8 protein-coding genes are annotated in these 9,868 nt (G+C 49.7%); 5 read left to right on the top strand and 3 right to left on the bottom strand.

Features of this window, described 5'->3' with window-relative positions; all coding sequences use genetic code 11:
- Positions 1–120: 120 nt before the first annotated feature.
- The 3 genes from actP to acs are packed head-to-tail and all read right to left on the bottom strand — an operon-like array spanning position 121 to position 4,113.
- Positions 121–1,755: a cation/acetate symporter ActP gene (actP, locus tag J1781_RS08420; protein ID WP_205951606.1), complete on the bottom strand. Its 1,635-nt coding sequence runs from the start codon at positions 1,753–1,755 to the stop codon at positions 121–123.
- A 29-nt stretch (positions 1,756–1,784) separates the two neighbouring features.
- Positions 1,785–2,096 carry a DUF485 domain-containing protein gene (locus tag J1781_RS08415; protein ID WP_129954186.1) on the bottom strand — a complete coding sequence of 104 codons (312 nt, stop codon included), beginning with the start codon at positions 2,094–2,096 and terminating at the stop codon, positions 1,785–1,787.
- Between the two features lie 55 nt (positions 2,097–2,151).
- Positions 2,152–4,113, bottom strand: coding sequence for an acetate--CoA ligase (gene acs, locus J1781_RS08410; protein ID WP_129954188.1), 1,962 nt, complete (start codon positions 4,111–4,113; stop codon positions 2,152–2,154).
- Positions 4,114–4,619: 506 nt separating this feature from the next.
- Between acs and J1781_RS08405 the strand changes: the two genes are divergently transcribed.
- The 5 genes from J1781_RS08405 (at position 4,620) to J1781_RS08385 (ending at position 9,867) form a co-directional block, all read left to right on the top strand.
- Complete coding sequence (locus tag J1781_RS08405) at positions 4,620–5,198, top strand: fimbrial protein (RefSeq protein WP_129954190.1); 579 nt, start codon at positions 4,620–4,622, stop codon at positions 5,196–5,198.
- 201 nt (positions 5,199–5,399) lie between these two features.
- Positions 5,400–7,802 carry a fimbria/pilus outer membrane usher protein gene (locus J1781_RS08400; protein ID WP_331252973.1) on the top strand — a complete coding sequence of 801 codons (2,403 nt, stop codon included), beginning with the start codon at positions 5,400–5,402 and terminating at the stop codon, positions 7,800–7,802.
- A 48-nt stretch (positions 7,803–7,850) separates the two neighbouring features.
- On the top strand, positions 7,851–8,588 hold the full coding sequence (locus J1781_RS08395; RefSeq protein WP_217233431.1) for a fimbrial biogenesis chaperone: 738 nt from the start codon (positions 7,851–7,853) through the stop codon (positions 8,586–8,588).
- 9 nt (positions 8,589–8,597) lie between these two features.
- Entirely contained in the window at positions 8,598–9,569 is a 972-nt protein-coding gene (locus J1781_RS08390; RefSeq protein ID WP_129954194.1) for a fimbrial protein, read from the top strand.
- Between the two features lie 25 nt (positions 9,570–9,594).
- Positions 9,595–9,867: a helix-turn-helix domain-containing protein gene (locus J1781_RS08385; RefSeq protein WP_129954196.1), complete on the top strand. Its 273-nt coding sequence runs from the start codon at positions 9,595–9,597 to the stop codon at positions 9,865–9,867.
- Position 9,868: the final 1 nt, after the last annotated feature.

The raw sequence follows: 9,868 nt of genomic DNA, 5'->3' as shown, positions 1-9,868 counted from the left end.
GCCCTGCACAATGTGCAGGGCTTTTGTCTTTTCTGCGCTTGATAAGCCTTTGATTAAAGGTTTGATATTCAAAAAAGCCAATCCCTCAGGATTGGCTTTTCTTATTTCTGCGCTTATACATTAGTGATTTGAACTTTGGGAAATCCCGATACCAGTTTGGGACCGCACAAATTGAGGATAGAAGCGTTCTCTCTCCTTCTGTCCTTCAAGTGAATTGTCTGTAATTGAGAAGAACCAGGTACCAACAAAAGCAACAATCATTGAGAACAGCGCAGGGTATTCGTAAGGATAAATCGGCTTGGTATGCCCTAAGATCTGAACCCAGATTGTGGGCCCGAGGATCATTAGTATGACTGCCGTAAGCAATCCGAGCCATCCACCTATCATGGCCCCCCGCGTTGTCAGCTTAGACCAGTACATCGAGAGCAGAATAATGGGGAAATTGCAGCTAGCAGCAATAGAGAAAGCTAATCCTACCATGAAGGCAATGTTCTGTTTTTCAAAAAGAATGCCCAATGCAATAGCAACAATACCCAGTAGGATAACGGTGATTTTCGAAACCCTTAACTCATCCCGTTCTGTTGCTTTACCGTCTTTGATGACACTGGCATACAGATCATGAGATACGGCTGAAGCACCTGCCAACGTTAAGCCCGCGACAACCGCTAAGATCGTTGCAAAAGCCACGGCAGAGATAAAGCCGAGGAAGAAGCTCCCACCGACCGCATCCGCTAAATGCACGGCAGCCATATTATTGCCGCCGAGTAATATGCCGCTGGCGTCTTTAAACGCCGGGTTTGAGCTGACCAGGACGATAGCGCCGAAACCGATAATAAAAGTCAAAATGTAGAAGTAGCCGATAAAACCAGTGGCGTAGAACACGCTTTTTCTGGCTTCTTTGGCATCATTCACGGTGAAGAAACGCATCAGGATATGCGGTAAACCGGCGGTGCCAAACATCAGTGCGAGCCCCAGAGACAGCGCAGATATCGGATCTGAAACTAATCCTCCCGGACTCATTATTGCAATCCCTTTAGAATGGACAGCAACCGCCTGAGTGAAGAGCGTATTGAAGTTGAAGCCTACAGATCTCATGACCATGATCGCCATGAATGTCGCGCCAGCCAGCAACAGAATAGCTTTGATGATTTGTACCCAAGTTGTCGCCAGCATCCCGCCAAACAACACGTAGAGCACCATCAGGATACCTACCAGGATCACCGCGACATGATAGTTAAGCCCAAACAATAGCTGGATTAACTTACCGGCACCGACCATTTGTGCGATCAGATAAAGCGCGACAACCACCAGCGAACCGCAAGCTGAAAGCAGCCGGATAGGTTTTTGTTTCAACCGATATGACGCGACATCCGCGAAGGTATATTTCCCTAAGTTACGCAGGCGTTCGGCAATCAGGAATAAAATAATCGGCCAGCCGATCAGGAAACCGATGGAATAAATCAGGCCATCATAACCTGATGTATAAACCAGTGCGGAGATACCCAGGAAAGAAGCGGCAGACATGAAATCGCCGGCAATCGCCATACCGTTTTGCAGGCCAGTGATGCGGCCGCCAGCGGTATAGTAGTCCTGACGAGAGCGTGTACGCTTTGCTGCCCAATAAGTGATGTATAAGGTCGCGCCAACAAACAGCACAAACATGACAATAGCTTCAACGTTAAGAGGCTGACGTTTAACTTCCCCGGCGATGCCCTCCGCAGCAAATAAACTGGACGGGAAAACGAGGGATAACATCAATAACAGAAACGTGCCGCAGCGTGCCATCATGGCTGCACCTCGCGGATAATGTCTGCTGTCAGACGGTCAAATTCGCCATTTGCACGAACGACATAAATCCCGGTCAGTACGAATGAAATAACGATCAGCCCAACGCCTACGGGAATGCCGCGGGTAATGGTGGCACCGTCATAAAGAGGTGTTCCCAGCCACTGCGGATCGAACGCAATCAATAAAATGAAAGCGACATACAGAACCAGTGTGATGCCTGACAGTAGCCAGGCAAAACGACTGCGTTTTTGCACCAGTTCCCTGAAGCGCGGATTACTTACAACTCTCTGATAAATGAGATCATTCATCTCAGTGACTCCTGTGAGGCATTGATAGAGTTCACCGCGCCAGGGCGGTGAAAAATTATGACGGCACTTTCATTGATTGTTTTTCTTCCAGCAATTTATCGACTACGCCTGGATCCGCCAGCGTAGAGGTATCTCCCAGATTGCTTGTGTCTCCGGCTGCAATTTTGCGCAGAATGCGACGCATAATTTTGCCGGAGCGGGTTTTTGGCAACGAATCTGTCCAGTGAAGAATGTCAGGTGTGGCAATGGACCCTATCTCTTTACGCACCCAGTTGCGTACTTCGGTATAGAGTTCCGGTGACGGTTCTTCGCCGTGATTCAGTGTGATGTAGGCATAAATAGCCTGACCTTTAATATTATGTGGAATACCCACAACGGCAGCTTCTGCGATTTTAGGATGAGAAACTAATGCTGACTCAATTTCAGCCGTCCCAAGACGATGGCCAGAAATATTAAGCACGTCATCAACACGGCCGGTTATCCAGTAATAACCATCTTCGTCACGGCGCGCACCGTCACCACTAAAGTACATATTTTTAAATGTAGAAAAATAGGTCTGCTCGAAACGCTCATGGTCACCGAAAAGAGTTCGTGCCTGGCCTGGCCACGAATCAGTGATCACCAGATTACCCTCACACGCCCCCTCCTGCGGAACGCCTTCGTTATCTACCAGAGCAGGCTGAACACCGAAGAATGGACGCGTTGCAGAACCGGCTTTCAGTTCAGTGGCACCCGGCAGCGGCGTTATCATGAAACCACCGGTTTCGGTTTGCCACCAGGTGTCGACAATTGGGCATTGGCTGTTACCAATCGTTTTGTAGTACCACTCCCAGGCTTCCGGATTAATGGGTTCGCCCACTGACCCCATGATTCGCAGTGACGCACGGCGGGTGCCTTCAATGGCTTTATCCCCTTCGGCCATGAGTGCACGGATCGCCGTAGGTGCGGTATACAGGATATTCACCTTATGCTTATCAATAACCTGTGCCATACGGGCTGGTGTCGGATAATTGGGTACACCTTCAAACATCAGGCTGATGGCTCCGCATGCCAACGGGCCGTAGAGCAAATAACTGTGGCCCGTTACCCAGCCGACATCGGCCGTACACCAGTAGATGTCGCCGTCATGGTAGTCAAAGGTGTATTTGAACGTCAGGGCGGCATAGACCAGATACCCTCCCGTGGTATGCAATACGCCTTTCGGTTTACCCGTAGAACCGGAGGTATAAAGAATGAAAAGCGGATCTTCTGCTTTCATTTCTTCAGGCGGACAATCTGCAGAAACGCCTTCAATCGCATCATGCCACCAGATGTCACGCCCCTCTTTCCATTCCCCCTGTTTGCCGGTACGTTTGAAAATGATGGAATGTGTGATGCTGGTAACCGCCGGATTCTTCAGCGCATCATCCACATTTTGTTTCAGTGGGATGGTACGTCCGGCGCGCAGGCCTTCGTCAGCGGTAATGACCAGCCTGGCGTTGGAATCTATAATGCGACCGGCAACGGCTTCCGGGGAGAAACCAGCGAAGATAACGGAATGTACGGCACCGATACGGGCACAGGCCAGCATCGCGACAGCGGCTTCCGGTACCATGGGCATGTAAATAGCGACAACATCCCCTTTTTTAATGCCCAAACTCTTTAAGACATTCGCGAACTGGCAAACATCATGATGAAGCTGTTTGTAGGTAACGTATTTGTTTTCAACTTTTGGGTCATCCCCTTCCCAAATCAATGCGGTCTGCTCACCTTTGTCGGCTAAATGACGATCCAGACAGTTGGCTGCGAGATTCAGGGTGCCATCCTCAAACCACCGGATATCGACATTTCCCGGCGCAAAAGAAGTGTTTTTCACTTTTGTGAAAGGTTTAATCCAGTCGAGTACTTTGGCCTGTTCCCCCCAAAATGCGTCAGGGTCCTCAACAGACTGTTGATAATATTGCTGATATTTCTCAGGTGTGATCAGGGTACGCTCTGCCACAGAGGCAGGAATAGGGTGCTTATAAACATGGCTCATGGTTTTCTCCTTTAATTTGTTAATGATATGTCAATCAAAGGTTAAGTGTAGTTTGCGGTATGGCTTTGTTTGCTTTCTGGGGGGCAGATCACGCAAGCGGAGAAAAAACAGCAGGATATATTCATCCGACATGCGGAGCAGTCCACATAAGTCTGGAGAGAAGAGAAATAGCGGGAAAGGTTAAAAATAATGATTTTTAATGTAATTAAAGAGTTAAATAAAGCTTAACCTGAGCTCTGACAGGGGGATTTTCTTATCGATTACGGAACATTTAATATCAAATATTTTAACTTCTGAGTTAATTTCCTTTCATAAACCTCATGTTTAAAGATTAATCTGAGATTAAAATTCTTAATATTGCCAATTGACAAATTATTATAACGTTAAATTAAAAATATCAGTATATTGATCTGGCAAGAGAGGGGTGCTCTCTTCGGTACAGCGAAAAATATCGCTTAAAAGCTGCTTAACGCTTAATAGCTACCGTTAAATCTCAAGGACTCATTATGTTTAACGCCAAAAAAAAGACACTGATTATCGCTTTATCTGCCTTTATTTCTGTATCGGCTTTTGCGGATGATACTACACCTCCGACAGGAACCGATCAGGGTTCAGGCCGTATTCACTTTACCGGGACGGTGATTAATGCACCTTGCTCAATTGCAGCAGGTGATGAAGACATTAATGTAAACATGGGACAGGTTGCGAATAAGGTGCTCGAAAGCGGCAATAAATACTCTCAAAATGTGAATTACACTATTCATTTGCAGGATTGCAATCTGACCGCACAGACTGCGGGCGCAGTGGAATATCCGGCGATGTCCAAAGTTGCCGTTTCTTTTGCCGGTACGCCTGACAGCAGTGCCTCCGAATTACTGGCTAACACCGGCAGTGCAAAGGGTGCGGGCATCCGCCTGATTGACGCCAACGGTGACCTGCTCAAAGTGGGTGACACCTCGAAAGATATAAACCTGGTCACAGGGAATAATGAGTTGGTATTTGCCGCCCGTGTGGAAGCTAACTCTCAGCCTGTTTCAACAGGTACGATCGTTTCTCAGGCGACTTACGCGCTGAATTACAAATAAATATCGCTGCTATTTAGGGGAGTTCTCTCCCCTTTATTTTTTCGGTTGTGCCCGCACCGGGGAATGGTGTGGATGACTATTTTCGTAAGAAGTGATTTTATTATGTCGTTTGCGATGAATAGAACATCGGCTGAAATGAAGAGTGCCTTATGGTTTATTTTTCTTCTGTCGGGATGCTTTATTTCAGTCAGAAGCTTCGCAGTGGAATTTAACGTTAACTTCATTGATTCTGCCGATCGCAATAATGTCGATCTTTCAAGATTTCAGGTTGCTGATTATATCGCGCCCGGCGAATACCTGCTGGATGTGGTGCTCAATGGTCGCACGCTCGGCGAACAAAGCGTGATTCACTATGTTCCCGCTGCGGATAAGAAAAACAGCCGTCTGTGTTTACCGCCTTCACTGGTAGATAAATTCGATCTCACCAAAGACGCGCGCGAAAAACTGACTTTGTGGCATCACGGCAAATGCACATCACTCGATCAGCAGCAGGAAGTCACTGCACGTTACGATCAGGAAAGACAAACGCTGAACATCAGCATTCCACAGGCCTGGCTGACCTTTCATGATCAAAACTGGGTGCCGCCTTCGCAGTGGGATGATGGCGTCAACGGTGCATTACTCGATTACAATCTGCTCGGCAGCAAATACATGCCGCAGTCTGGCGACAGCACCACCAGTTTCAGCAGTTACGGCACCACCGGTTTTAACTTCGGGCCGTGGCGTGCCCGTGCCGATTATCAATATTCTTCGTCGCGTACAGCAGGTACGCCGGCCAGTGATAAGTTCACCTGGACGCAGACTTATTTGTACCGCGCACTGCCTTCTATTGGCGCACGCCTGACCGGCGGGCAGACCTATTTCAGTTCAGATATTTTCGATTCATTCCGTTTTCTCGGGGTTTCGCTCAACAGCGATCAGCGTATGTTACCGCCGTCGCTGCGAGGGTATGCGCCGCAGGTTACGGGCATCGCCAAAACCAATGCCAAAGTGAGCATCAGTCAAAACGGGCGGGTGATCTATCAGACCAACGTGTCACCGGGTCCCTTTGTCGTTCAGGATCTGACCGAAGCGGTACAGGGCGCACTGGACGTCAAAATTGAAGAAGAAAATGGCAGCGTGACGACTTATCAGGTGACCACCGCGACCATTCCGTTTTTGACCCGCAAAGGTCAGGTACGTTTCAAAACCGCAATGGGCAAACCGACCACCGGCAGCAGCAATCACGTCTTACAGCCGGGTTTTTACAGCGGCGAAATGTCCTGGGGGGCGCTGAATGATTTCTCGTTGTATGGCGGTCTGATCACCACCACCGGGAATTATCAGGCGCAGGCCATCGGTGTTGGGCAAAACTTGCAAAAACTCGGCGCCGTGTCTTTTGATGTTACGCGTTCCTCGGCAACCGTGCCGGTGGCAGGGAAACAAACCGGACTGAGTTACCGCGCCAACTATTCCAAGCGGTTTGACTCGACCGGCAGTCAGATTACGTTTGCCGGATATCGCTTCTCGGAGAAAACGTTTATGTCGTTCAGCCAGTTCCTGGACAAGGTAAATGGTGACGGTTACTCCCTCGATGACAAACAAACATACACCGTGACGGCCAATCAGTACCTGTCCTGGCCTGCCATCACGCTCTATCTCTCGGCGACGCACAAAGTCTACTGGAATGAGAGTGCGAGTAATAATTACAGCGTATCGGTCAGCAAGATTTTCGATATCGGCCGCTTTACCGGCATCTCAGCTACCTTTTCCGCCAGCAAGCTGAATTACCGTGATACCGATGAGAACCAGATGTTTCTGTCGCTCAGTTTGCCCCTGTCGCCAGGGCAGCAAATCAGTTACGACGCCCAGCAGGATTCGCAAAGTGGTTTCTCGCAAACGGCGTCGTATTACAACAGCCAGGATCCGAACAATAGCTGGCGTGTGGGCGCGGGCGGGAGCAGCCCGGATCTGCAAAAAGGCAACGGCGTGTTCCGCGCCAACTACCAGCACATGTCGCCGTACGGCCAGTTTGGCGCGAACGGCAGCGTGAAAAATAACGATTACCGCTCGGTGAACGCCAACTGGTATGGCTCGTTTACCGCGACGGCTGCGGGTGCAGCATTGCATCAGAGCAGCGCAGGCAGCGAGCCACGCATGATGGTGTCGGCTGGCGTAAAAGGCATTCCGATCAGCGACGGTGCGTCAGTCACCAACGATTACGGTATTGCAGTCGTGAACGGCGTGTCCAGCTACCAGACCTCCGATATCCGTGTTGATGTGAACCATTTGCCGGACGACGTGGAAGTTTACAGCTCGGTGGTCAGCAAAACCCTGACGGAAGGTGCAATAGGCTTTCGCAAAATCCGCGCCATTAAGGGCGAACGGCTGATGGCAGTGATCCGCCTTAAAGATGGCAGTTACCCGCCGCTGGGCGCTGCCGTAACGGACAACAGTTCAGGTTTTGAGGCGGGGCTTGTCGGCGACGGCGGTCTGGCTTATCTGGCCGGGGTCTCAGGAGAGAAATCTTTGACCGTCCACTGGGGAGACGAACAGCAGTGTCAGATTCAGGTACTGCCGCAGCCCGTTACCCGCTCAGGGCAGGTATTGCTGCCATGCACTTAATCTTTGAACAACAATTTCACCCAAACAGCTCAGGGAAGGAATAACAGGATGAACAAGCATTTATTACGGTTTTGGGCAACATTACTGCTGATGACGGGGGCCGTTTATCCGGTTTTTGCTGCCGTTAATCTGGACCGGACGCGCATCATTTATAACGCCAGTGATAAATCCGTCAGCGTAATGCTGGAAAACCAAAGCAAAGATTTACCGTATCTGGCGCAGGTCTGGCTGGAGAATGCACAAGGCGAAAAAATCACTTCGCCGCTGGTGGCGTTACCGCCAATGCAGCGTATTGATGCAGGTCAGAAAAGCCAGATCCGCATTCTGCAGTTACCTGAAACCGCCGGTCTGCCGAAAGATCGCGAATCCCTTTTTTACTTTAACGTGCGTGAAGTGCCGCCAAAAAGTGATATGGCAAACGTGATGCAGGTGGCGATCCAAAGTCGGGTGAAGCTGTTTTTCCGTCCGGCGGAAATAAGAAGTCTGGTGAAAGGCAACTGGCAGGAGCAACTGCAGGTTAGCCGTCTCAGTGACGGATTAAAACTGACCAATCCGACGCCGTTTTATATCACCGTTGGCTATCTGGGCAAAGATAACAAAGGCAATATTCCCGGTTTTGACAGTGTAATGCTGGCACCGCTTTCCACGGAAAATCTTATTGGTGGTCAGTATGTTAGCCAGCAATACAGTCTGGGTTACATGGATGATTACGGCGGATTGCAGGTAAATGAGTACCGCTGTCAGACCCAACAATGTCAGCGCATCAGCAAAGACGCGAAACATTAAGGAGTGGTGATGGCTGGTATTTGCAGATTTCAGGCAGGCCGGATGATATTGCTCCTGCTGCTGTTATTTTTTTCCCGTAGCGTGCTGGCGCTCGATTGTGTCGAGAAAGGTAGCGGAATAGTCGACAAACCGGCCATTCCTGTCGGGCAATTGGCGATTCCGGCCAACGTGCCACCAGGAACGAAAGTCTGGGAATCCAATGACATCAATGTCACGGCCTATTGCGACAATGTGCTGGGCTCGATCATTGACGTCGTACACTTCTACTTTAATCCTAAATCCCAGTCGATTGGCGAGGGGTTACTGCTTGGCGTCAGTTATAACGGGCAGGATCTGGAGCAGAACGAACAGCGACTGAGCACCAACAGCACACCGATCAAGAAAGGGCAGAATGTGACGGTGAATGTCACATTCCGTTTGTATATCAAAGTCAGCGGGAATGCGCCTTCCGGCGGGCATTATCAGGGAGCTGATCAGTTCACGGTATTCCAGCTCGATGGCAGCCGCGGTATCAACAAAACGCCGGGTGCAAAAAACCTCAAATACAACTTATCGGGTTTACAGGGGATCCGTTTTCTGGCCTGTGGCTCTGATCTGAAAGTTTATCCTGAGTCACAGATTGTCGATTTCGGTGCAATTCAAAGTACAACGTTGTCCCGATCGTCCGGCGTTTCACTGCCGTTTGCTATTAAAGCGGTAAAACAAGGGTGCCTGGATAACTTCTCACTGCAGGCGGAATTTTCTACCGCCAGCCCGTTGCTGGATAACACGGCAATTGACCTCGCCAATGGCGCGAAGCTGATGCTCTACAACGACCAGGATAAGGCCATCACGTTCAACCGCTACGATAACTTTGCGGAACTGAACAATGTGAATGAAGTGACTAAAAACTTTACAGCAAAACTGAGTGCGATCCCGGGAAAAACACTTTCTCTCGGGCAGTTTGATGCGTCGGTGATCGTCAAGATCAACTATTACTGACGCCAGCTTAAAAAGGGAGAACGATATGCTAAGAACGGCAAAATTGCGGGCGCAGGCACTCGAGGAACCGGTTTATTCGGCTCAGGCGCCGGAACTTATCGCAGAAACTCAAATTCACGCCTTGCTGCAAACACTGCGTGAAGATGCAGGGCTGAGTAAAACAGAGCTGGCCAGGCGGCTTGGCGTCACGCCACCCGCCATTACCCGCCTTGAAAAGCGGCCGGCGCAGGCCAGTTTTTGCACCTTGTCTCGTTATGCGCAGGCCTGCGGGTTTCAACTGTACCTTTACTATAAATAGA

Source organism: Rahnella perminowiae, assembly GCF_019049695.1.
In the GTDB taxonomy this organism is placed as follows: domain Bacteria; phylum Pseudomonadota; class Gammaproteobacteria; order Enterobacterales; family Enterobacteriaceae; genus Rahnella; species Rahnella perminowiae.
The sequence above is the reverse complement of the archived record's forward strand: the minus strand, read 5'-3'. Positions and strand labels throughout refer to the sequence as shown.